Origin of the sequence: Pseudarthrobacter oxydans (assembly GCF_034258515.1) — a bacterium.
Taxonomy (GTDB): domain Bacteria; phylum Actinomycetota; class Actinomycetes; order Actinomycetales; family Micrococcaceae; genus Arthrobacter.
In genome coordinates this window covers 262950-284883 of sequence record NZ_CP139438.1, presented here as the reverse complement: position 1 = coordinate 284883, position 21934 = coordinate 262950, and the positions used below count along the sequence as shown (strand labels likewise).

Here is a 21934-nt window from a genome sequence, read left to right as displayed (position 1 = left end):
CCGCAGTCCGGACGGACCCCCAGGCGTCGAGGCTAGCCCTCGCGCCACTCGTGGCTGGTGATGTGCGAGCCGGCCTGCGGCCCCATCTGCAGCATTCCGCCGTCGACCGCCCAGGATGCGCCGTTGACGTAGCTGGAACCTGCCGAGGCAAGGAAGGCGATGACCGCGGCAATTTCCCGGGCGTCACCGGGCCTGCCCAGGGGCACACCCGGCCGGTCCTTGGTGGTGGGGTCCTCGTCTTCCTGCCCTGTCATGGGAGTGGCGATTTCGCCCGGCGCCACACTGTTGGCCGTGATGCCGTGTTCGGCGAGCTCGAGCGCCAGCGTCTTCATCAGGCCGCCCAGGCCGTGCTTGGACGCGTCATAGGCGGACGAACCCACCCGCGGCTGGAATTCGTGCACGCTGGTGACGGCAATCAGGCGTCCGCCCTTGCCGGCCTGCACCATTCGGCGGGCGGCGGCCTGCAGGCAAACAAAAGCCCCGTTGAGGTTGGTGTCCAGTGTTCGCATCCAGGTGTCGACGTCCAGGTCCAGGAACTTGGTGCCGTCGCCGGTCCCGGCATTGTTGACGAAGACGTCCACTCCGCCCAGTTCGTCCGCCAATTCGTCAATGACGGCCCCGGCGGCGCGGAGTTCAGTAGTGTCAAGCCGGCGCACCACCGCCTTGCGCCCCAGCCGCCGCACTTCCTCGGCCGTGCCTTCAGCGCCGGCTTTGTCTTAGTGCCAGGTGACACCCACGTCCATGCCGGCCCTGGCAAGGGCGACAGCCGTTGCCTTCCCAATGCCGGAGTCCGAGCCGGTAACGATGGCGGTGCTTGGGGCAAATCCTGCGGTGTCCTGCATGGTGGCAGCCTTTCGTTCGGTCAAGCCGGGCGGCGGAGTTCCGGCGCCGAGGGATATTCGCCGTCCTGCGAAGAATCAGGCTCTTCCGGCACGGCCATCAGCGGCACCGCGAAGGTCACTACAGGGCGCCCCTCAGGATCGTCCGCGGACCTGATGGTCAGGCTCCTGGTTCCGGCAGGCACCGTTGGGGTGAACACCTGGAGATTCCTCGACCCCACGGTGGCGGAATCCCGGAACGAGTACGCCGTTCCGAAGTGGTCCTGGAGGCTGATGCGCGGCTCGGGCGCACCGTCGGAGGCCAAGTGGATGTTGACCACCAATCCCGCGGACCAGATCTCGACGGACAGGACGGTGAACTCCGTGGAGCGGGTGACATGGTGCCCATAGGTGGGCGGGAGCAGCATCCCGCGGAGGGAACCGGAGGGAATGAGTTTGCGCATGGTAGTTCCTGTAATGTCTGCGTCCGCCGTCGGCAAAGCGGCGCCGGCTTCATGGGCCGGTGCTGGTGCTGGCGGCAGAACGGTACGCGGCTTAGGCGTCTTTGCGGCCGGGATTCTCCAGCCGGAAGATGTTTGACTGCTGGCCGTCGCTGCGCTGTTCCTGGTAGATGAAGTTCAGTCCCCGGGAGTCGGATTTTTCAAACCATTCCTCCCGGCTGATGTGCCGGATCCTGCCCTTTTCGCTCTTCGTGGTGCGTGGCGGCCAGGGTCCGGCCCTCGCGCTCCGGTTCGTCCTCCGTTGAGGTGACCTCCTGTGAATACTTAGGGGATTTGGATGACTCCGGCTGCCCTTCCCCTGCCGGTCGGCAGTAAGTGTACTTGCCATTCAGCATCCCGATCCGCCTGCGTGTCAAGGGTTTTAGTGGCGGCGCGATGCGCCTTCGGAAAGGAGCCAGCCTCCGGGCGGAAGGGGCTGAGCCCCGGCTAATGCCTCGGACGGAGCACAGCAAAGTACCCCGGCACCCGGCTCTTCCCGCCGATCCCGGTCATTGGATGTGTTTCGATGGCCACTTCCCCGTCTTCCAGGAGTTCCCAACTCTCCGGCGGAAGTACCCGCGAGCGCTCTTCGGGACCGAAATGGCCGGGCATCGGCAGCCCGCGGATCGCGCGCTCAAGGGGGGCCGGGATGCTTTGGCGGGTTGCACCGAGGTGGGAAACGTACTCAACGGGATTGCCCTGGAAGTTCGTTTCGGCGAGGAAGACGGTGCCCCGGCTTCCGGCCAGCAGCCGCAGGTTTTCCACCAGCGCCGCCTGGTCGGCCTGATCCAGCACGTGGAGCACGCCCCGGATGAAGACGTTTGCGTCAGTGCTGCCGGCCAATCCCCTGCCCGCCCCCGGCGCGGTCATGTCCCGCGCAACGTAGCGCACAGGGCCTGCGCTGCCGGCCGTGGGTGCCTGGGCGCCGGCGTAGGCTATGGCCTGCCCGGAAACATCCACGCCGATGACCTTGGGGAAGACTGAGGCCAACGCGCGGGTAAACCTGCCGTGGCCGCAGCCCACGTCCACCACGGGCAGGTCCGGGTCCAAGTGGCGAAGCAGCACGTCCCTGTAGCCGAGGAATTCATGGTCGGTCCCGGCATCCCAGAGAACCTCGCCTCCGGCCCCCCTGATGCCGGCCCAGTACGCGTCCCATGCCAGCGGCCGGTCCTTGGGGGCAGAGCGGGACAGCCGGATGAGCTTCGGGACCATCAGGTACTTCTGCAGGGTGGACCACAGTGACTTTGCCGGGAGGGACTTCGAGGGGGAGGGCACGGATCAAATATAGGGGCCCGGACAACCCGGCTGCGGGATCTGCCGCCTGCATGACCCCCTTCGCAGCTCCTGTCGGCGCCCGCCAGGGCGGTAAAAGTCCTCCATTTCTTTCCCGGGGAGCCGCCCGCCCGGCGTGACCATACAATGTACTCAACTGGGAGGGAAGGGGACACCGTGGCGGCTGACACGCCGAGTGACTTGCGCGCGCCGCGCACCGCCGTCGTGGCAGACCCTGACGATGCGCGCCTCGCATCATATGCCAGGGCGCTGCGGGATGCGGGCTATTCGGTCCTGTGCGCAAGGGACGCCGCCGGACTTGCTGCTTCCCTGGAAGAAAGCCGCCCTTCAGTCGTCGTGGTTGACACGTCGCTCTCCGCCGTCAAAGCAGACGCGCCGGTGCTTGTGGTGGTGGACCTCGACGATCCTGCAGAGCTCGCTGCCATGAAGCCGTCCGGCATCCACGACTGCATCGCCAAGCCGCCCGCCCCCCGGGAACTGGCCTACCGCGCCACTGCCCTGATCGACATGGTGGCCCGCCGCAATGCCGCCCGGCAGGAAACCGAGGCACTGCGCGAACAGCTCCGGCAGGTCTCTGCCGCTGTCCGGGCCACGAACGACCCGGAGGAGATCGCCCGCCATGTGGTGGCCGGCTTTGGCCGGACCTTCAAGGCCGACCACGTCTGGCTGACCACTTTCGAGGACAGCCGGGTTCCCCGCATCAACGCCGCCTGGAGCAGGCCCGGGTTGGCGCCGCTCAACGAACAGGCACTGCCGGACGAGGATGATGCCCGCCGGACAGCGGACCTGCTGTGGGCCGGCGCCGAGACCTCGTCTTCACCCGGCACGGAGGAGCCGACGGCGGGTGAGGCCGCTTCACCGGGCATCGGCGACGCCGTTTCCTCCTTGGCCGTGCCCATGGGCGAGGGCAGCTCTTCGCTGGGCATTATTTGGATTGCGATGATCGACCAGCCGCGGACCTGGTCCGGGACTGAACTGGGGCTCATCCAACATGTGGCGGGCAACGCGGCCCACGGACTGATCCAGAGCCACCTGATCAGCAGCCAGCAGCAGGTGGTGAAGCAGCTGCAGCAGCTGGACAAGGCCAAAACGGACTTCCTTGCCACGGTCAACCATGAGCTGCGGACGCCCCTGACGTCCATCATGGCGTATCTGGACATGATCCAGGAAAGCACCGAGCAGCCCGTCTCTCCCGAAGTCCACCAGATGCTGGACATCGTGGTCCGGAACACGGAGCGGCTCAGGATCCTGATCGAGGACATGCTGAGCGTTTCCCGCAACGGCCTTGATGACAGCCTGATGCACCTCACCCCGGTGCGGCTGGGACAGACCCTGGACCTCGTGGCCGCGGCGCTTCGGCCCCTGGCTACACTTCAAAACGTCACCATCGCCGTGGAGCAGGTTCCGGAGGACCCGGAGATCCTTGCCGACGAGGTGCAGCTGCAGCAGGTGTTCACCAACCTGGTCTCCAATGCCATCAAGTTCACCCCCAGCGGAGGGCGCATCCAGGTGGGGAGCGAGTCGCACGCCGCGGCTGACGGCACCCGGTGGGCCACGGTCAGTGTGGCGGACACCGGCATCGGCATTTCGAGCGACGAGATCGACCACGTCTTCACCCGCTTCTACCGGGCATCAAACGCCATGTCGGGGGCGATTCCCGGGACAGGGCTGGGGCTGGCCATCACCAAGGACATCGTGTCCCGGCACGGTGGCAGGATCGACGTTTCCTCGATCCTGGGCGCAGGGACCACGGTCACGGTCAGCCTCCCCCTTGACGCTGAACGCAGCCAGGAAAACTGAGCGGGATGCAGGACTCCGATGTTTGCGGATAACGACCCGCGGCTCTCCCGGCTCCTGGAAGGCATTGTGCGGCTGGCGTCCGGCGACCTCACCTCACGGATCGAGGTTTCTCCGGCGCGTGACGAGCTCGATGCCATCATCATGGGCACCAACCTGCTCGCCGAGGACCTGCAGATCATCTACGAGGAGCTTGAACAGCGGGTGCAGGTCCGGACCCGGCTCCTGCACGAGGCCCATCTGGAGATGCAGAAGATGGCCATGCAGGACCCGCTCACGGGCCTGGCAAACCGCTCCGCCCTGATCGACGCACTGAACGCCGCCCTTGAGGCCGACACCGAATCGGACGAAAGCCCGGTCCTCCTCATGATGGACCTGAACGCGTTCAAATCCATCAACGACAGCCTGGGCCACTCCGCCGGGGACCACGTCCTGATCACCGTGGGGGAACGAATCCGCGGTGCCGTGCGCGAATCCGACGTCGTTGCCCGCCTCGGCGGCGACGAGTTCGCCATCGTCCTGCCCTCGGCCACCCATGACCAGGCCGGCTTTGTGGGCCACCGCATCCTGGCAGCCGTACGTGAGCCCATTGAGCTGCCGGGACGGAGCCTCCGCTGCGGTGCCAGCATCGGGCTCAGCGCCGGCGAGCCGGGCAAGACGCCGGAGGACATGCTGATGGAGGCCGACGTCGCCATGTACGCGTCCAAGGCGGAAGGCCAGAACAAGCTGCACCGCTTCGAGCCGGGACTCCTGCTGGTCCGCAGGCTCCGCAGCCAGCTGGTGGAGGATTTGCGTACCGCCATCAGCACGGACGGCCTGACGCTCAACTACCAGCCGGTCGTGGAACTGGGCTCAGGCCGGATCGAGGGCGTTGAGGCCCTGGTCCGCTGGAACCATCCGACCCGCGGCCTGATCATGCCGGACGAGTTCATTCCGCTGGCGGAAGAAGCCGGGCTGATCTCCGATCTGGGGCTGTGGGTGCTCCGGGCGGCAGTTCACCAGCTCCGCGACTGGGTCAACGCCTCCGTCGTGGACAGCCGGTTCTCAGTCCGGATCAATATCTCCGCCACAGACCTGCAGAGCCTGCAGTTCATCGAGGACGTCAGGAATGTCCTGAAGGAAACCGGCGTTCGGCCGGACCAGGTGGTGCTGGAGCTGACGGAACTTGCCATCGTCAAAGGCAACGATCTTGACCGGTACTCGCTGGGCGGACTGCGGGGCCTGGGCGTGGGGATCGAGATCGACGATTTCGGCACCGGCTACTCGTCCATCAGCTACCTGCGCCGGCTTCCGGTGGACCGGGTCAAGGTGGACCGGTCACTGATCACCGGGCTGGGAACCGATCCCACGCAGCCCGCCCTGGTGGCGGCGGTCCTGCAGCTGGTCCGGGCGTGCGGGCTGGAAGCGGTGTGGGAAGGCGTGGAAACAGCAAAGCAGGCTGAGATCCTTCGCGGCCTGGGCTGCCTCAGCGCCCAGGGCTATTTCTTCAGCAGGCCGGTCCCTCCGGAACAAATTCCGGAATTAGTGGCAAAACAGCCGGAACGCGCAAAGCAGCAAGGCTGAAACTACTGCGCATTTGTTTCCTGCGATATACGATCATGATGCGGTGTGTGGGTTTTCGTCGCCGCGAAAATCAGTGTTGAACTGGGCACCGGACTTTAAAGGCGTTTACAAATTGAACATCAAAGGGCCATTGGGTCATTACTTCGTCAACTGGGGGCGTAGCTAATGTCGGTTCGAATACAGGCATGGGGAATTATCGCCGCTGTGCTGGCGGACACGGATCCGGCCGGAGCGGCTGTCCGGCAGCGCCTTAGCAACCGCTTGGACGAAAATCCCGGAGTGCCCGAGCGTGCGCTCCTCGAGTACCTTCTTGAGACCCGGCGGAGTGACGCCAACACGGCGGAAACGCTGGAGACTGCCAGGCAGATGCGCCTCACACCCGCCGTCCCGCCCAAAGTGGCGGAACAGATCGATGCAATCCGCAGCATGTCACGCATCAGCGCCCTGCTTGAGAGCCAGATGCTGATGACAGCCTTCCAGCCCATTTACGGGCTGGAAGAAAAAATCGTGGTGGGAGTCGAGGCGTTGTCCCGGTTCGTCAGCGACGACGGTGCTGCGGCAGAACTGTGGTTCGCTGAGGCAGCCGCTGTGGGGCTGGGAGCGAACCTCGAATTTTCGGCACTGGGATCTGCTGCCGCCGCAGCTAAGACGCTTCCCGAGAACCTGTTCGTGTCACTCAACATCTCGCCCGATTCATGCCTTGACCCCAGGCTTCCGGAACTGTTCGAGCACATCGAGCTTCCCGTCAGCCGCGTAGTGCTCGAACTGACGGAAACCATCACGGACGAGGAATACCCGCAGTTCATCGCCGCCATCAATCCGTTGCGCGACCAGGGCCTGCGGATCGCCGTGGATGACACCCATTCAGGGGCAGGGGCACTGAGCCGGATGGTGCACCTCCGCCCGGACTTCCTGAAAGTGGGCCGGAACGTCATCGGCGATGTCGACAAAGACGGCCTCCAGCGCGCCCTTGCCGCCTGCCTGGTGGACTTTGCGGACCAGATCGGCACCTCCCTCGTGGCAGAGGGCATCGAGACTGTTGGGGAGCTCAAGGTCCTCACCGAACTGGGAATCACAGCCGGGCAGGGCTATCTCCTCGGCCGGCCTTCGGTGCGGCCCAAGGACTGGGCCAGCTGGAACAGCCGGCTGGACCTGGACGGGATCAGCCGCCACGTGGCGGGACCCGATCAGGCCGCCGGCAAGCCACACACAAGCTAACCGCACTGGCACAAGGCCTCAGCCGGCGGGGCTATTCGCTGTGGCCCTGGTCGCGGCTCATTTGGTCCTCAGCCGGCGGCGTCTCGCCGGGAGGCACTCCCCCACCCGGCTCCAGCCCGGTGACGTTGCCTTCGGCAGGGTCCGGATTCGGTGATGCGGCGGAGTCCCCGCTTCCCTGCTTGCCCGGCTGGTCAGGGTTCGCGGGATCATTTTCCGGATGGTAGCTGCTCACGGTGCATGCGTCCTTCATGTACGGCCGGGGTTCCTTACCCCGGCTCTGGACTAATTGTAAGCATGCTGATAATTCTGGAAGGGTAATGCTTCGGGCATCCGCTGGATTGCCCGGCAGGCAAGGTCGGAAGGAGCAGCCACATGGGTATCGGCGACAGCATCGGCAAGGCAGCAGAAAACGCCATGGAGGATCTGGCAGGGACATCAAAGCCCGCGGAGAAAGCACATGTTCCTGATCCCGCGGATCCCAACGATGACGTGGAAGTGCACTCCTCCCTGAGCGAGGGTTCCAACGCGATGGAAGCGGAGAAGGAAGAGGCTCCGGGACTCAAGACCGGCGCGGCCCCCGGGCCCGTATCGGAGAATCCCTTCGGCGGGGATGCGGAGCCTGACGAGCCGACCGGCAGCAATGGAGGTAGCGGGGGCACCAGCACGGGTCGGGGGTAGTGGCCGGGCGTAGGTGACCTCAGCCGCGCGGCCACTTTCCGCGTTCCAGCAGGACATCGCGGAGCAGGTCCGCGCGGTCGGTCACCAGACCGTCCACGCCCATGTCAAGGAGCCGGCGCATTTCACCGGGATCGTTGATCGTCCAGGCATGGACCACCAGGCCCAAGGTGTGGGCGCGGCGGACAAACCCGGGCGTCACCACTTCCACCCTGCCGTAACGCACCGGAACCTGCAGGGCGTGGACTCCTCGCAGGTTCAGGCGCATGCTCCACCTGAACACCGGTCCGGGGAGGATTGGGCCCAGCACCGTGAACAAGCCCACCGAAACCACTCCGGCTGACGCTGCCACCGGCTGGCTCAGCAGCTTCAGCACCGCCCGCCGCCTCCGGTCCGAGAAGCTGGTCAGCAGCACCCGGTGGTGCACTTGGTGGTATTCAATTCCAGCGGCGATGCTGCGTACGGAATTCCAGTCCTTGACGTCCACATTCAACCGGACGCCAGGCAGCTCGACGAGCAGTTCATCGAACCGCGGGATGGGCTCGCGTCCGCCGATCCGCGCCTCGGCCACCTTATGGGCGGGAAGCTCGGACACCTTCCCGCTGCCGTCGGTCACCCGGTCCAGCGTCTCATCGTGGAAGAGGAACACCACGCCGTCGGCCGTGGTGTGGACATCGGTTTCGAGGTACCGGTAGCCGAGGTCGACGGCGGCGCGGAATGCGGCCATCGAGTTCTCCAAACCCTCACGCGAAAATCCACGGTGGGCCATCGGGATGGGCAGCGGCGACCCGTCTGCATCAGCATGCTCGAAGAAGGGGAGGGCCACAATGCGAGCGTACCCCAGGCGGCACCGGCCCGGGGGCGGGCGGCAGGGCCGCGGCGGTCAGCCCTCCTGAAGGACTATGTCCACGCCGTCGCTGCAGTGCAGCAGCGTACGGCCGCGCCCGCCGTCGAAATCGATCCATACCGCCGCATGGTCGGCGGTGACCGCATCCACCAGGCCGCTGGCTTCGAAACCCGGGGCCAGGAGGACGCGGACGCGGTCGCCCTGCCGCAGCTTCTTCCAGTGCGGAGCAGGCGCGGCCTCGCGGAGCGGCGCCTCAGCATTTCCAAGCTTCGCTTTTCTTCCCATTGCTTCCCCCTGTGCCGGAACGGAGAGGTTGGGCTCTCCGTTTCCCACGTTAGGGAGCAAAGGTAAACGCGAGGTGAGCGCCAGCTGTGTAAACGGCGCCGGCACCCAAGAGTCAGGACAGTTGGACACCCAGCGAGGCCAGCCGCGCCTCCAGGACCTGGGCCACGCCGTCGTCGTCAAAATGCGGGGCCTGCTGCCCTGCCGCGCGGATTGCTTCAGGGTGGCCGCTGGCCATGGCGTAGCCCTGGCCTGCCCAGCGGAGCATCTCGATGTCGTTGGGCATGTCTCCGAAGGCCACCACGTCCGCAGCCCGGATTCCCAGGCTGGCCGCGTATTCGGCCAGGGTGACGGCCTTGTTGACCCCGGGAACCGCGAGCTCGAGCATCGGCACGCCCGGCGATGAGTGCGTGGCGGACGCGAGGTGTTCGACGGCGGGAGCCACCTCCGCGAGGAAGTCATCTGCGGTGCCCTCGCGGACAATGGCCAGGAACTTCACCACCGCGTCGTCCGCCGCCAGCGATTGGGCGAGCGGCGCCGGGGTGAATTCGGCGAGCAGCTCGCTGGAGCCGTTTTCGATGAAACCGGGCTCCAGATGGAACCCGCCCAGCGTTTCGGCGGCGAACAGGGCGGCGGGGCGCAGCCGCTTGATGATGCGGCGCACCTCCAGCACGGCATCGATGGTCAAGGTGCGGGCCGAGACCAGCTTGTCCGCCTCAAGGTCCCAGACCACGGCGCCATTGGAGCAGATGACGGTTCCCGCATGGCCGAGCCGGTCCTGCAGCGGGTGCAGCCAGCGCGGCGGCCGGCCGGTGACAAAAACGAGTTCGACGCCGGCCTCCCGGCATGCGTGGAAGGCGCGGACGGTGCGGTCGCTGATTTTTCCGTCGTGGCCGAGGATCGTTCCGTCAATGTCGCTTGCTACCAACCGCATCATGCCAGTCTACGTGGCGGTCCCCGGGGCCAGCGCCGCCGTCGGTGCCTGCTAGAAACTGGAGACCGACAGGCCCAGGCCAAGGAGCCCCCGGCCCGCCTGCTCAAGGATGGGATCGGTGGCCAGGGTTGGATGGTTAAGCAGGACACCCACATCCCGCTGGATCCGCTGGAGCGGATGCGAAAGCCGGTGGGCGCTTCCGCCGGAGCGGGCCATGATCAGGTTGACGGCCTGGGCAGCGGCCTCGCCGCTGAGGGCAAAGGACAGGCGATACTGCGCCCTCGTCCCCTCCGCCATGGTCCTCGGCTGCCGTCGATGGGACGCGTCCACCAGCCGCACCGCCTCCGCCCAGTGCAGCCGTGCGGTGGCAACCAGCCCGTAAGCCTGGGCGAAACGCGCCTGCGCAACGGCAGAGTCCGCCTGTCGGCTCTCCGCAGTGTTCTTGACCTTGCGCCTGAGCATCTGTTCCCGGAACAGCTCCAGGGCGAGTTCCGCGGCTCCCAGTGCGGCCGAAGGGGCAACAATGTTCAACAGCGTGCCCATGGGCGTGCTGATGATGGGGTCCGGATGAATGCGGCTGCCGGGATTGTCCTCAGCCGTCAGCAGGGTCCAGGCCGCTGCCCGGCGGGCAGGCACAAACAATTGCTGTGCGTGGATGTCGTTGCTTCCGGTTCCCCTCAGGCCGGCGGTGTGCCAGGTGTCCACTATCTCCACATCGTTGATGGGGACAAGGCACTGCAGGCGCACGCCGTTGTGGTCCACCGCCAGGAGCGCCCACTGGGAGTGCAGCACGCCGGAGGCGAAGCTCCAGCGGCCGGTGATGAGGTAACCGCCGGGCGCCTCCTCGGCAATGCCGACCGGCGCGCCGGTGGCGGCTGCCAGGGGCGCCGGGCCGCCTGCGAACACTTCATCCTGCACCGCTTGCGGCCAGCGTGCGAGCATCCAGACGTGCTCCATCAGGTGCCCGGCGTTCCAGGCCGTGGAGGGGCAGCCCCGGGCCAGCCTCCGCACCACCTCACCATAGGTTTCCACGCCCATTCCATAACCGCCGACACCGATGGGGGCGAGGATCCTGAAGACGCCGGCGTCCTGCAGTTCCAGCAGTGTGATGTCCGGGATGCGCCGCAGGTTCTCCGTTTCCTCCGCCCGCTCCCTCAGCCGGGGAACCAGGGCATCAACCCTGGCCAGCAGTTCCTCATGTGTTGGGATCCCCGTAGACGCGGATCCAGGAACGGTGGACACGCCGGCGGAAACATCGTCGATATAGATTGTCATGCCTGTCCCGCCCGCCTCAGGCCGCAAAGTCCAGGGTATGGGCGGTGCGGTCCCGCTTGGCGGCGAGGTAGCGGTGGTTTGCCGGAGACAGGTGCACTCCCGTGGGGACCTGTTCGGTGACCTCTATGCCCAGCGCCTTCAGTTGGGCCGTCTTGTCCGGGTTGTTGCTGAGGAGGCGGACTGACGTGGCGCCAAGCGCGGCGAGCATCTGGGCAGCGGCCGTGTAGTCCCGCTCGTCCTCGCCGTGGCCCAGGGCCACGTTCGCTTCGTAGGTGTCCAGACCTGCGTCCTGCAACGCGTACGCATCGAGCTTTGAGTACAGGCCGATGCCCCTGCCTTCCTGTCGCAGGTACAGCAGGAACCCGCCGGTGGCCGCGATCTCCTCCACCCCTTCGCGCAGTTGGGGGCCGCAGTCGCACCGCTCGCTGCCGAACACATCGCCCGTGAGGCATTCACTGTGGAGCCGGACAAGGGGCGCGGACTGCGCCGATTCCCCGTGGAGCAGCAGGGCCTGTTCCCAGCCGCCGAGTCCAAGCAGGAGGTGCTCTTTGCCGTCGGCAAGCCCGTGGAAGGTGAGGACGTCGGCGGTTGCGGCATAGCCGTCCGGAAAGCGCAGGGGAACGCTGACCCGGCTGCGAACGGTGGCGCTACCGAGCCCGCGGCTGACGTACTGGTCACTGGTCAGGGGCATTTCGGGTCCTCAGGCGTTAGTTGAACTTTCAACCTAACGATACCCGAGCTTACTTGAAGCTACAAGCTTTATTTTCCGTGCTGCCGCTGGCCGGAGACGCGCCCGGCAGCTTGGCGCGGCCTGCCGCCCAGGCGCGCAGTGACCTTGGCAGCAGCTGCAGCACATGCCTCCCCCAAGGCCTGGAGCCGCTCCGTGGAAACCCGGAACCGCGGCGCGGGGATAAGGACGGCAGCCACCACCTCACCCCGATGGTCGTAAACGGGGGCCGCCAGTCCCACCTCATCGATGGAGGTTTCCCCGTAGTTGACGGCCCAGCCGCGGCGGAGGTCGTCCTTCAGCCGGACCAGGTAGGCATCCAGGCTGGATTCGTCCAGGCCGGGATAGCTGATCGTCCCGCTGCTGAGCAGGGAGCGGACCCTTTCCTCCGGCTCCTGGGCGAGGAAGACCTGGACTGAGGAGCTGAGGGCGTCGCTGTACCGGGCACCCAGCGGGGTGGTGTGCTTGATCTGGTGGTGGCTGGCGATCTGCTCCACGCAGATGGATTCGTCACCGCTCCACACCATGAGTGCACTGGTTTCACCGGTCTGCTCGGACAGCTCCCGCAGAACCGGGTAGGCGACGCGGCGCTCCTCGAGTTCGGCGAGGAGCGGCCCGGCGACGGCGATCAGGCCCAGGCCGAGCCGGAAGCGGCGCGTCTCGGGGTCCCGCTCCACCAGGTGCTCCTGTTCAAAAGTGGCCAGGATCCTGGAGACGGTGCTTTTGTGCAGCCCCACGCGGTTGGCAATCTCGGTGACGCCGAGCAGTGGCTCGTCCGCCGAGAAAGTCCGGAGGACGGCGATGGCGTTGACGATGACGGAAGCGCCCTTGCTGTCGCCGTTGCCTGTGGTCTCGGATTCTGCTGCACTCATGGTGGTACCCATCATTCCCTAAGGGAGGCCGGAAGCGGCGCCACGGGGGTGGCGCCGCTTCCGGGTTTCGTTCCTGGAAGGCTAGGCGCCGATGATGTTGTACTCGGGGCCGAACGGGAACTTGGTGATGTTCTCCGCGCCGTCCTCGCCCACCACCAGGATGTCGTGCTCGCGGTAGCCGCCGGCGCCCGGCTGGCCGTCAAGGACGGTGATCATCGGCTCCATGGAGACCACCATGCCCGGCTCCAGGACGGTGTCGATATCCTCGCGGAGCTCCAGCCCGGCTTCCCGGCCGTAGTAGTGGCTGAGGACGCCGAAGGAGTGTCCGTAGCCGAAGGTGCGGTTGGCCAGGAGTCCATACCCGACGTAGATCTCGTTGAGTTCCGCTGCGATGTCCTTGCAGACCGCGCCGGGCTTGATCAGTTCGAGGCCTCGCTTGTGGACTTCCACGTTGATGTTCCACAGCTCCAGGGACCGGGCGTCCGGCTCGCCGTAGAACAGGGTGCGCTCCAGGGCGGTGTAGTAGCCGGAGGTCATGGGGAAGCAGTTCAGGGACAGGATGTCGTGTTCCTGGATCTTGCGGGTGGTGGCCCAGTTGTGGGCGCCGTCGGTGTTGATGCCGGACTGGAACCAGACCCAGGTATCACGGATTTCCGAGTCGGGGAAGGTCCGGGCGATCTCGTGGACCATGGCCTCCGTTCCGATCAGCGCGACCTCGTATTCGGTGATCCCGGCGGTGATGGCGTTGCGGATGGCTTCGCCGCCCAGGTCGCCGATCCGGGCACCGTGCTTGATGACTTCGATTTCCTCGGCGGACTTGATCATGCGCTGGCGCATGGCGGCCTGGGCCACGTCCACCAGGGTTGCGGACGGGAAGGCTGCCTGGATCTTGTTGCGGTTGTCCAGCGGGAGCGAGTCATCCTCGACGCCGAGGCGGCGGGGGTTGATGCCGCGGGTCCGCAGGACTTCCTGGATGGCGAAGATGTAGTTGTCCCGGCGCCAGTCCGTGTAGACGATGTTGTCGCCGTAGCTGCGGCGCCAAGGCATGCCGGCGTCGATATTGGCGGTAACGGTGACGGTGTCATCCTTGGTGACCACCATGCCGTAGGAACGGCCGAAGGTGGTGAACAGGAAGTCCGAGTAGTACTTGATGGAGTGGTAGCTGGTGAGGACGACGGCGTCCAGTTCCTTCTCTGCCATGATCCGCCGGAGGCCCGCGAGCCGGCGTTCGAACTCGGCGTCGGAGAACGTGAGGCTGACCTTCTCGCCGTTCTTGAGGATCTTGGTGCGCTCGAGTTCGGCGACGGTGGTGGCGTTCTCGGTGGTGATGGTCATCGTGGCGATGCCTTTCTCTGGTGCATTTTCGATGTGCAGGTGGTTCGGTAGGGACGGAAGTTATTCGTGCCGCAGCGGCTCTTTGCAGGTTTCCCTGGAGAGTGCCACGGCGATGAGCGAAACGACGGCGGCAGCGACGAGGTACCAGGCCGGCGCCAGGTCGTTTGCGGTTGCGGCGATGAGGAGCGTCGCCATGAACGGGGCGGTGCCGCCGAAGAGGGCGTTGGAGAGGTTGAAGCTGACGGCAAAGCCGCTGTAGCGGACCCGGGTGGGGAACATTTCAGCCAGGAAGCTGGGGAGCGTGCCGTCGTTGAGGGTGAGCATGGCGCCCAGCAGGATCTGGACCAGGACGATCACCAGGAAGTTGCCGGTCCCGAGCAGTGCGAACGCAGGAACTGTCAGGACGATGAAGGCGACTGATGCGGTGATCAGTACCTTCTTGCGCCCGTACCGGTCCGAGAGCATGCCGGTGAGGAAGATGAAGCCGATGTAGGTGACCAGCGCGATGGTCGTGGCAAGGAATGATTCGGTCTCGCCCAGGCCCAGTTCCGAGGACAGGTAGGTGGGCATGTAGCTGAGGATCACGTAGAAGCCGACGGCGTTGAGCAGGACGGCCCCGACGGCCTGGAGCAGTTGCCGCCAGTGGTTGCGGAAGAGGCTGGAGACGGGCGCCTTGGCAGCGTGGTCCTGGGCCTCCAGATCGCGGAACACCGGGGTGTCTTCGAGCTTTGTCCGGATGTACCGGCCGATCAGGCCCATCGGGGCGGCCAGGAGGAACGGCAGCCGCCAGCCCCAGCTCTGCATCGCGTCGGCAGCGAGCAGCGTGGTCAGCAGCCCGGCGATCAGTGAACCGAGCAGGAGGCCGGCTGCGGTGCTGGCGGGAACAACCGCGGCATACAGGCCCCGCTTGTTGGCGGGGGCGTACTCCACCAGGAACGCCGATGCTCCCGCGTACTCGCCCGAGGCAGAGAAGCCCTGGATCACCCTGATGACCAGGAGCAGGATGGGAGCCCAGATTCCGATCGTGCCGTATCCGGGAATCAGCGCGATGCAGAAAGTTGCTCCGGACATTATCAGGATCGACAGCGAGAGAGCTGTCCGCCGGCCAACCTTGTCGCCAATGTGGCCCCAGACGAAGCCGCCGAGCGGCCGCACCAGGAATGAAATGGCAAACAGGGCGAAGGTCAGCAGGAGCCCGGTCTGCGGGTTGGATTCCGGGAAGAAGACTGATGCGATAGTGACGGCCAGGTAGCCGTAGACCGCGTAGTCGAACCATTCGACGAAGTTGCCGATGAAGCTGGCCGCAATGACGCGGCGGCGCGTTTCCTTGCTGACGGCATTGTCAGCAGGCGTGGAGTTGCTGGACGGGGTTCCATTCGACTCCGGGCCAGCTTCCCGCTCACGGGCGGGGGAAGAAGTTTCGTTACTCATGTATCCACCAAAGTGTTTGTGGTTGCATTCAGCGCAACGCTGTTGCACCAGAATAGGCGTGACGGCGGCCACAGTCAATGGTTTTCGGAAAGGGCAATTTCTTTGCACCCTCGGTTGGTACGGAAGGTTGCTAAGGCCCGGGTCTTGAGGCTGACTTCCAGGAGCACGTTGCCTCACATGCAATAAGGTTGCAGCGAAGGGTGCGTGCTGGCCTATGCTGGCGTGAAGCGCGCGGCGCGTGGCAGCCAGGCCGTGCTGTTGACACCCCACAAGGCGACTGACATATTTCGTGTAAGCGCTATACGCATCGCGTTGTGTAATACGCAATTGATTCGGGAGATGCCGGGAGGATCGAGCGGCGCCAACCACCCCTTTGGGGGCTCCCGCCCACCCCTTTGGGTAGCCGTCCGGAGGTGCCGCAGCTCCTAGAATTGATAGTCGGGCCGGGAACTTTCGTCCGGCCAACGAAAGGAACACAGGAAACATGGTTCACAAAGTCAAGGCCGTCATTGCCAAGGAAAAGAACGCTCCGGTGTCAGTAGAGACCATCCTGGTTCCGGATCCGGGACCGGGTGAGGCGCTCGTTGACATCCTGACCTGCGGCGTCTGCCATACGGACCTGCACTACAGGCAGGGCGCCATCAACGATGACTTCCCCTTCCTCCTGGGCCATGAAGCCACGGGTGTTGTGTCCGCCGTGGGTGACGGTGTCACATCCATCGCCCCCGGTGACCGGGTGATCCTGAACTGGCGCGCCGTTTGCGGCGAATGCCGTGCCTGTGCCAAGGGCCAGCCGCAGTACTGCTTCAACACGGCCAACGCCACCCAGAAAATGACGCTCGAGGACGGCACCGAGCTCTCCCCTGCCCTGGGCATCGGCGCCTTCGCCGAGAAGACCCTCGTTGCCGCGGGACAGTGCACCAAGGTGGACCCCGAGGTTGATGCTGCCGCCGTGGGGCTGCTGGGGTGCGGAGTGATGGCAGGCATCGGCGCCGCCATCAACACCGGCGAGGTAAAGCGGGGCGAGTCCGTAGCGGTGATCGGCTGCGGCGGCGTGGGCATCGCCGCGATCGCCGGCGCCAAGCTGGCGGGCGCTACCACGATCATCGCCGTGGACATTGACGCGAACAAGGTGGACATGGCCAAGTCGCTGGGCGCCACGCACGGCATCGACTCCAGCAAGGAGGACCCCATCGAGGCCATCCGCGCCCTCACGGGAGGCAACGGAGCCGACGTGGTGATTGACGCCGTCGGCCGTCCCGAAACCTACAAGCAGGCGTTCTACGCCCGCGACCTCGCCGGCCGCGTGGTGCTGGTGGGCGTCCCGACGCCGGACATGAAGCTGGAACTGCCGCTGCTGGACGTCTTTGGCCGGGGCGGATCGCTGAAGTCCTCCTGGTACGGCGACTGCCTTCCCTCCCGCGACTTCCCGATGCTCGTCTCCCACTACAAGCAGGGCAACCTGGACCTGGACGCCTTCGTTTCCGAGCGCATCAGCATCGACCAGGTGGAGGAAGCGTTCGAGAAAATGCACGAAGGCAAGGTCCTCCGCTCCGTCGTCGAACTGCCGGTGGCGGGTTCCTGATGGGCGTCCGGATCGAGAACCTGGTCACCTCGGGCACGTTTTCCCTCGACGGCGGCACCTGGGACGTCGACAACAACGTCTGGATCGTGGGCAACGACGAAGAATGCGTGATCATCGATTCCCCGCATGACGCGTCCGCGATCATCAACCAGGTCCGGGGCCGGAAGGTCCTTGCCATCCTGCAGACCCATGCCCACAACGACCACATCGGCGCCGCCCGCGAGGTCGCTGACGCCGTCGACGCCCCGATCTACCTCAACCCCGAGGACCTGGTCCTTTGGGAACAGGTGTACCCGGACACGAAGCCGGACCGGGAACTGAACGACGGCGACCTCTTCCAGGTGGGCGGGGCAACCCTCCGGGCGATCCACACCCCCGGGCACTCCCCCGGCTCCACCTGCTTCTACCTGGAGAGCGAAGGGACCGTCTTCACCGGCGACACGCTGTTCAAGGGCGGCCCCGGCGCCACCGGGCGGTCCTACAGCGACTACCCCACCATCCTGGCCTCCATCCGCGAACGGCTGCTCACCCTCCCGCCGGAGACGGTGGTCCGCACCGGACACGGCGACAACACCACCATCGCGGCGGAGCAGGAAACCCTGGCGGGGATCGCGCAGTAGCCGTCGAAATCAACTAAGGTGCCAACAGGCGCGCCGGGAAAGCCTGGCGCGCCTTCATGGCGCCACGAGCACCTGCAGTCAGCAAGCACGAGCACGGCAGCAAGAGCAGGACGAATGCCGGCAAGGAAGTTGGGACAATGAAGTTCGGGAAACAGCCCGCCCCCGTCGCGGACATCAATGAGGACGACCTGGAGGTCCGCAAACCCAAGGTTGAGGCGGCGGGAGTCAAGGCCGTGATGGTGGCGCTGGAGCGCGCCGTGGCCCAGGCCGGGGTCGCGCGTACGGCACACTCCCTGCTGCGGCTGAACCAGCGCGGCGGTTTCGACTGCCCCGGTTGTGCGTGGCCCGAATCGGACAAGAAGCGCAAGGCGGCCGAGTTCTGCGAGAACGGTGCCAAGGCCGTGGCCGAGGAAAACACCCTCCGCACAGTTGGTGCCGAGTTCTGGGCAAAGCACTCCATCGCCGAGCTCTCCACCAAGACCGAATACTGGCTGGGCAACCAGGGCCGGCTGAGTGAGCCGATGGTGATCCGCGCCGGCGAGACCCACTACTCGCCGATCTCCTGGGCCGAAGCATTCGAGCTGATCGGAGAACACGTCCGGGCTTCAACTCCGGACCGCTGCGTCTTCTACACCTCCGGGCGCACCGCGAACGAGACCGCGTTCATGTACCAGCTCTACGCCCGGGCCATCGGCACGAACAACCTGCCGGACTGCTCCAACATGTGCCACGAGTCCTCCGGGTCCGCACTGAACCCGACCATCGGGATCGGCAAGGGCACCGTTTCGTTGGACGACATCCATGATTCCGAGCTGATCTTCGTCGTTGGGCAGAATCCCGGAACCAACCATCCCCGCATGCTGTCCGCGCTGAAGGAATGCAAGGACAAGGGCGGCAAGGTAGTGGCGGTCAATCCGCTGCCCGAGGCCGGCCTGTTCAACTTCAAGGATCCGCAGACCGTCTCCGGCGTGGTGGGCGGCGGCACGCCCCTGGCCGATGAGTACCTGCAGATCAAGGTGGGCGGCGACCTCGCCCTGTTCCAGGCCCTCGGCCACCTCCTCCTGGCAGAGGAAGAACGCAACCCGGGGACCGTCGTCGACCATTACTTTGTGGAGGCGCAGACGGACGGGTTCGACGCCTACCGCCAGGCCCGCCGGGAGCTGGACTGGGCGGAGACCGAGAAGGCCACCGGCCTGCCCCGCCAACAGATCGAAACCGTGGCCGGAATGCTCATCAAGTCCAAGGCCACCATCTTTTGCTGGGCCCTGGGCGTGACGCAGCAGCCGCACTCGGTGGACACCATCAAGGAAATGGTCAACGTCCTGCTCCTCCAGGGCAACTTCGGCAAGCCCGGCGCCGGCGCCTGCCCCGTCCGCGGGCACTCCAACGTCCAGGGCGACAGGACCATGGGCATCTGGGAGAAACCCAAGGAATGGCTCCTGCAAGCGCTGGATACGGAGTTCGGGATCACGTCTCCGCGGCACCATGGCTATGACGCCGTCGAAGCCATGGAAGCCTTTGAACGCGACGAGGTGGACGTGTTTGTGTCCATGGGCGGCAACTTTTCGCTGGCCTGCTCGGACACCGAAACGCTGGAAGCCGGGATGCAGCGGATTGGCCTCACCGTGCACATCTCCACCAAGCCCAACCGCTCCCACATCGTCCACGGCCGCACCTCGCTGATCCTGCCCACGCTGGGCCGCACGGACAAGGACGACAAGCACCCGAACGGCGCCCAGTTCCTGTCCGTGGAGGACTCCATGTCCGTGGTCCACTCCACCCAGGGCAGGCTCCAGCCCGTCTCAGAGCACCTGCTCTCCGAGCCGGTCATCGTGGCCCGCATGGCCGAAGCAACCTTCGGCCCGGACCATTCGGTGGACTGGAAGGCCATGGCCGAGGACTACGACGTGATCCGCGACCACATTGCCCGCGTCCTGCCCGGCTTCGAGGACTTCAACACCCGCATCCGGACCAAGAACGGGTTCGTGCTGCCCAACCCGCCGCGCGACACCCGATCCTTCAAGACCGACATTGGCCGCGGCCGGTTCACCGTCAGCCCGCTCGAATACCTCACCCCGCCGGACGGGCACCTTGTGCTCCAGACCATCCGCAGCCACGACCAGTACAACACCACCTACTACGGCCTGGACGACCGCTACCGCGGCATCTCGGGCGGCCGCCGCGTCATCCTGGTGCATCCCGAGGACCTGGTGGAACTGGGCTTCAAGGACCGGGACCTGGTGGACGTGGTCAGCACCTTCCGCGGCCACGACCGCAAGGCGGACAAGTTCCGCCTGGTGGCCTACCCCACCGCCAAGGGCTGCGCCGCCGCGTACTTCCCCGAAGCCAACGCCCTGGTCCACAAGGAAAACGTTGCCCGCGTCTCCAACACCCCCGGGTTCAAGGCCATGTTCGTCCGCTTCGTCCCGCATCTGGCTGAAGAGGCCGGGCAGGTTTCGTCAGAGGAGCTGGAGCCTGCCGCAGCGGTGTAGTTCTCCACTGCCCTGCGAGGGATCGCAGTCAGGCAACACGACGACGGCGATATTCGGCACGTGCCGGATGTCGCCGTCGCTTTTCTGTCCGGGCGGGTTGGTCCGGCTTTGAAGATTCAGCCACCACCCGTATCCCTTCAGGCGGGCGGGGCGTGCAGGAGCCGTTCCAGGGCTTCTTCTCCCGGGGAGAGGCCGACGTAAGCAAAGTCCGGCGGCCCGCCGGCCACGGACCCTGCCCCGCCTGAGACGGACCTTACTTGATGGGGCCAGTGGGGTGGTTCCCAGTCCTGGTGTTCGCTTGCGTAGTGGCGGCCGGTGGGTGAGGTCCAGCCGGGTGGTGCGGTTTTGGCGGCGGGGGTGGGTTTCCAGCCGCTGGTGTGCCGGAGCTTGTGGTGTTTCGGGCAGGGCTGTCCCAGGTTCGAGACTCCTGTGGTGCCGCCGTTGTGCCAGGCGAGGAGGTGGTCGGCTTCGTTGTCGAGGGAGTGGTTGCTGCAGCCGGGGAAGGGGCATTTTCCGTCCCTCAGCCTGAGCCAGTTCCGCATGGCCTTGGTCACCCGGTAGCTGGTGCGGCCGATTTCCAGCGGCGCCCCGTCCCGCGGGTCCACCAGGACGCGGTGGAACGAATCCGCCCCGGTCGCGACGAGGTCCCGGGCCATGGAGGGCGGGATGGGTCCGTACCCGTCCAGCAACGCTGGCTCATCAGTCAGGCCGAGCAGGGCGAACACCGGCACGGTGACCAGCACCTCGGCCCGGACTGGCGCTTGGTTTGGACCGGTTCCCTCGCCGCCGTCGCCAGCACCGGCTGCACCGGTAACGCCGCTGGTGTTGCCGCTGTTGAGGAGCCCTTCGGCGAAACTATCGGCCCGGAGTTGGGTGAGGGTGCGGTGCTCGTTTGGTCCCTGCATGGTCCGGGAGAGGGCGGTGAGCTTGTTCCAGAGGGCCGTGGCCTGGTGGGCGGGCAGGTAGGCGGAGAGCCAGGCCATCCCGTCCTGGTCGGGCCGGTATTCGACCCGCCGGTCCGAAACCCCTTGGGCGTGGCGTTGTTCGATGGAGTCAGCGTGGTGGCGTTCGCGCCAGGTGCGCGCCTTGGCCCGGAACCTGTACGCGGGGATCTCCCCGATCGGGGCGGCCGTGGCTGGTTTTGGTGTGTCCGGGTCCAGGAAGTGGGCTTCCAGGGCGGCGGCGCCGGCGGGGTCAAGGGTGGCGGCCTCGTCCACCATGACGGTGGCGTGCTGCCAGGAGATGGTTCCGTTGTGCAGGGCTGCGAGGGTCCGGGGCAGGGAGGTGGTCAGGGCGTGGGAGCGGGCCAGCAGGGCTCCGGCTGCCCGGTCGCCGATGGCCATGACACAGCTGATCTCGGCGGCGATAGCCCTTTCGAGCGCCTGCACGGGCGGGTCCGGCGGGGCGGCCGCCCGTGCGGTGGCCGCGTAAGTCCCTGCAGCGCTGGCCACCAGCCCCGCCACCCTGGCCTGGACCCCGGCGGCCCCGGCAAGGATGTCCAGGCACCCGTCGGCCAGCCCGGCCAGCGGATCAGCAGCGGAAAACGGCTCCGAACCGCACCCGTCCGCCTCGGCAATGAGCACGGCAAGAGCGGCATTCATGTCCGCAAACGCCTTCGCCACCGCCGCTTTCCCCATACCAAAATCATCGCGGGAGGGTACGACATTTAA

General features: G+C 66.0%; 19 protein-coding genes and 1 pseudogene. 7 read left to right on the top strand and 13 right to left on the bottom strand.

The annotated features are described in order from the left end of the window. Window positions 1-32: 32 nt before the first annotated feature. The 3 genes and pseudogenes from SMD14_RS01220 to SMD14_RS01210 form a co-directional block, all read right to left on the bottom strand. Window positions 33-842, bottom strand: a pseudogene (locus SMD14_RS01220) (SDR family oxidoreductase). A 20-nt stretch (window positions 843-862) separates the two neighbouring features. Continuing rightward, window positions 863-1282, bottom strand: a complete 420-nt coding sequence (locus SMD14_RS01215; RefSeq protein WP_321215029.1) for a hypothetical protein — start codon at window positions 1280-1282, stop codon at window positions 863-865. 483 nt (window positions 1283-1765) lie between these two features. Further along, window positions 1766-2530, bottom strand: coding sequence for a class I SAM-dependent methyltransferase (locus SMD14_RS01210; protein WP_409339737.1), 765 nt, complete (start codon window positions 2528-2530; stop codon window positions 1766-1768). Between the two features lie 237 nt (window positions 2531-2767). On the opposite strand from SMD14_RS01210, the gene SMD14_RS01205 reads away from it, so the two are divergent. From SMD14_RS01205 to SMD14_RS01195, 3 genes are all read left to right on the top strand, one after another. Next, window positions 2768-4411: an ATP-binding protein gene (locus SMD14_RS01205; protein WP_321215027.1), complete on the top strand. Its 1644-nt coding sequence runs from the start codon at window positions 2768-2770 to the stop codon at window positions 4409-4411. A gap of 18 nt (window positions 4412-4429) precedes the next feature. Continuing rightward, entirely contained in the window at window positions 4430-5971 is a 1542-nt protein-coding gene (locus SMD14_RS01200; protein ID WP_321215026.1) for an EAL domain-containing protein, read from the top strand. Window positions 5972-6136: 165 nt separating this feature from the next. After that, window positions 6137-7189: an EAL domain-containing protein gene (locus SMD14_RS01195; RefSeq protein WP_321215025.1), complete on the top strand. Its 1053-nt coding sequence runs from the start codon at window positions 6137-6139 to the stop codon at window positions 7187-7189. 31 nt (window positions 7190-7220) lie between these two features. Here the strand turns inward: SMD14_RS01195 and SMD14_RS01190 are convergent, their stop codons facing one another. After that, the gene (locus tag SMD14_RS01190) at window positions 7221-7421 is read right to left on the bottom strand and encodes a DUF6480 family protein (protein ID WP_321215024.1); all 201 of its coding nucleotides are present in this window, start codon (window positions 7419-7421) and stop codon (window positions 7221-7223) included. A 140-nt stretch (window positions 7422-7561) separates the two neighbouring features. Here SMD14_RS01190 and SMD14_RS01185 point away from each other — a divergent pair, with 140 nt between their 5' ends. Next, on the top strand, window positions 7562-7867 hold the full coding sequence (locus tag SMD14_RS01185) for a hypothetical protein (RefSeq protein WP_321215023.1): 306 nt from the start codon (window positions 7562-7564) through the stop codon (window positions 7865-7867). A gap of 19 nt (window positions 7868-7886) precedes the next feature. On the opposite strand, the gene SMD14_RS01180 is transcribed toward SMD14_RS01185, so the two are convergent. From SMD14_RS01180 to SMD14_RS01145, 8 genes are all read right to left on the bottom strand, one after another. Continuing rightward, a complete protein-coding gene (locus SMD14_RS01180; protein ID WP_321215022.1) occupies window positions 7887-8690 on the bottom strand; it encodes a glycerophosphodiester phosphodiesterase in 804 nt (267 codons plus the stop codon). A gap of 57 nt (window positions 8691-8747) precedes the next feature. Continuing rightward, window positions 8748-8996, bottom strand: a complete 249-nt coding sequence (locus tag SMD14_RS01175) for a hypothetical protein (RefSeq protein ID WP_157239831.1) — start codon at window positions 8994-8996, stop codon at window positions 8748-8750. Window positions 8997-9108: 112 nt separating this feature from the next. Continuing rightward, the gene (locus SMD14_RS01170; protein WP_321215021.1) at window positions 9109-9927 is read right to left on the bottom strand and encodes an HAD family hydrolase; all 819 of its coding nucleotides are present in this window, start codon (window positions 9925-9927) and stop codon (window positions 9109-9111) included. 51 nt (window positions 9928-9978) lie between these two features. Next, a complete protein-coding gene (locus SMD14_RS01165) occupies window positions 9979-11202 on the bottom strand; it encodes an acyl-CoA dehydrogenase family protein (RefSeq protein ID WP_321215020.1) in 1224 nt (407 codons plus the stop codon). Window positions 11203-11218: 16 nt separating this feature from the next. Beyond that, window positions 11219-11893 (bottom strand): GTP cyclohydrolase II, encoded by a 675-nt coding sequence (gene ribA / locus SMD14_RS01160; RefSeq protein ID WP_321215019.1) that lies wholly within the window; start codon window positions 11891-11893, stop codon window positions 11219-11221. 68 nt (window positions 11894-11961) lie between these two features. Next, the gene (locus SMD14_RS01155; protein WP_321215018.1) at window positions 11962-12801 is read right to left on the bottom strand and encodes an IclR family transcriptional regulator; all 840 of its coding nucleotides are present in this window, start codon (window positions 12799-12801) and stop codon (window positions 11962-11964) included. An 81-nt stretch (window positions 12802-12882) separates the two neighbouring features. Next, the gene (locus SMD14_RS01150; RefSeq protein ID WP_157239841.1) at window positions 12883-14136 is read right to left on the bottom strand and encodes an aminopeptidase P family protein; all 1254 of its coding nucleotides are present in this window, start codon (window positions 14134-14136) and stop codon (window positions 12883-12885) included. A gap of 60 nt (window positions 14137-14196) precedes the next feature. Beyond that, window positions 14197-15567, bottom strand: a complete 1371-nt coding sequence (locus tag SMD14_RS01145; RefSeq protein ID WP_321215017.1) for an MFS transporter — start codon at window positions 15565-15567, stop codon at window positions 14197-14199. A 484-nt stretch (window positions 15568-16051) separates the two neighbouring features. Between SMD14_RS01145 and SMD14_RS01140 the strand changes: the two genes are divergently transcribed. The 3 genes from SMD14_RS01140 (at window position 16052) to SMD14_RS01130 (ending at window position 20264) form a co-directional block, all read left to right on the top strand. After that, window positions 16052-17152, top strand: a complete 1101-nt coding sequence (locus tag SMD14_RS01140) for an S-(hydroxymethyl)mycothiol dehydrogenase (protein WP_321215016.1) — start codon at window positions 16052-16054, stop codon at window positions 17150-17152. After that, complete coding sequence (locus SMD14_RS01135) at window positions 17152-17772, top strand: MBL fold metallo-hydrolase (protein WP_321215015.1); 621 nt, start codon at window positions 17152-17154, stop codon at window positions 17770-17772. The genes SMD14_RS01140 and SMD14_RS01135 overlap by 1 nt, the downstream gene beginning before the upstream one ends. A gap of 137 nt (window positions 17773-17909) precedes the next feature. Further along, window positions 17910-20264, top strand: a complete 2355-nt coding sequence (locus tag SMD14_RS01130) for an FdhF/YdeP family oxidoreductase (protein ID WP_321215014.1) — start codon at window positions 17910-17912, stop codon at window positions 20262-20264. A 137-nt stretch (window positions 20265-20401) separates the two neighbouring features. On the opposite strand, the gene SMD14_RS01125 is transcribed toward SMD14_RS01130, so the two are convergent. Beyond that, entirely contained in the window at window positions 20402-21901 is a 1500-nt protein-coding gene (locus SMD14_RS01125) for a DUF222 domain-containing protein (protein WP_321215013.1), read from the bottom strand. Window positions 21902-21934 lie beyond the last annotated feature (33 nt).